Raw genomic sequence first — 1150 nt, 5'->3', positions numbered from 1 at the left:
TTGCATCGCGCCGAGCGATTCCCGCAACGAGGCCGGAATGCCGGGCCCGTCGTCGCATACCTCGAATTCGATCTCGTCGGCCGTGCCGGCGTGCGCGACCTTCGCGGCCAGCGTCACGCGCTGCGGGCTCGCGCGCGCGGCGTTGTCGAGCAGGATCGTCAGGATCTGGCCGGCCGCGACCGTATCGTCGAGCGCGACGCCCGCCGGGCGCGCGCCGAGCGATTCGAACTGGACGTGCGGATGCCGCAGGCGCCAGTGCTCGACGAACGTGTCGAGCCAGTCGTCCACCGGCTGGCGGCTCGCAGGCGCGCTCGCACGGCTGCGCAGGCGCGCGAGCGCCGACGTGCAGAGCGTCATCTGTTCCTCGAGCACCTTCAGGTCGGCCTCGTAGCGGGCCAGCCCCGGATCGTCGCGTGCGGCGTCGCGCAGCTCCTCGGCGAGCATCGCGATCGTCGACAGCGGCGTGCCCATCTCGTGCGCGACGGTGGCGGCCTGCACGCCGAGCGCAACTGCCCGCTCGTCGCGCAGCAGGTGCTGCTGCGCTTCGCCGAGTGCCGAATCGCGCTGGCGCAGCGCCTTCGACATGCGCGCGACGAACCACGCGATCAGCCCGACGCTGACCATGAAGTTCGCCCACATTCCGGTACGGTAGTAGTCGAAAAGGTTCGCGGGATTGTCCATGTTGAGCGGCACGGAATCGAAACCGAGCGCCGCGTAGCACGCGACCGCGAACGCCGCGAGCCAGATCATCAGGTGCCACGGCAGCACGGCAGCCGCAATCGCGAGCGACGGCAGGTACAGCGACACGAACGGATTGGTCGTACCGCCCGACAGGAACAGCAGCGCGGACAGCGCGCCGAGGTCGACCCACAGCTGGCCGAGCAGCTCGAAATTGGTCTCGGGCCGCGCGCGCAACACGCGCACCCAGGTCAGCGCGTTGAAAACGATTTCGAGCGCGATGACCATCAGCATCGCCGGCAACGGCAGATGCACGCCGAAATAGGTCTGCACGACGCCGATCGTCACCAGCTGGCCGATGATCGCGAGATTGCGGAGCCAGAACAGGTGACTGAGGTTGACGCGCCCGGTGGTGGTGATTCGTTGCATCCGAGCAGTTTACCCGTTTAGCGGGCGGCGCCTCTAGCGGGGA

1 protein-coding gene is annotated in these 1150 nt (G+C 68.4%); it reads right to left on the bottom strand.

The annotated features are described in order from the left end of the window. A partial coding sequence (locus tag G3N99_RS40425; protein ID WP_206125218.1) for a HAMP domain-containing histidine kinase occupies positions 1-1107 on the bottom strand: 1107 nt, incomplete at its 3' end. Between the last annotated feature and the right edge of the window lie 43 nt (positions 1108-1150).

It is taken from the genome of Burkholderia sp. Ac-20392, assembly GCF_017104585.1.
GTDB lineage: Bacteria > Pseudomonadota > Gammaproteobacteria > Burkholderiales > Burkholderiaceae > Burkholderia > Burkholderia lata.
The sequence above is the reverse complement of the archived record's forward strand: the minus strand, read 5'-3'. Positions and strand labels throughout refer to the sequence as shown.